This window comes from Actinomadura sp. NBRC 104425, from assembly GCF_030269545.1.
Classification (GTDB): domain Bacteria; phylum Actinomycetota; class Actinomycetes; order Streptosporangiales; family Streptosporangiaceae; genus Spirillospora; species Spirillospora keratinilytica.
The window spans coordinates 1-239 of the sequence record NZ_BSTN01000170.1 but is presented as its reverse complement, the minus strand read 5'-3'; the positions used below and the strand labels follow the sequence as shown (position 1 = coordinate 239).

Sequence of the window (239 nt, the reverse complement as noted above, 5' to 3'; positions counted from 1 at the left end):
CCATCCGGCGTCCACCTGGCCAGGTCACCGGTCCGGTACATCCGCTCACCCGAACCGAACGGGCACGCCACGAACCGCTCACCCGTCAAACCCGCCCGGCCGACATACCCGCGCGCCAGCCCGGCGCCGGCGATGTACAACTCACCCACGACACCCACGGGCACCGGCTCGAGGCTGTCGTCCAGCACGTAGATGCGGGTGTTGGCGATCGGACCGCCGAACGGCACCGGACCACCACG

The 239-nt window shown here is 70.7% G+C and carries 1 protein-coding gene; it reads right to left on the bottom strand.

Annotation, left to right across the window (positions count from 1 at the left end; translation table 11 throughout):
* Positions 1 to 239: AMP-binding protein (locus QSK22_RS33610; RefSeq protein ID WP_285498563.1), on the bottom strand; the 239-nt coding region annotated here is incomplete at both ends.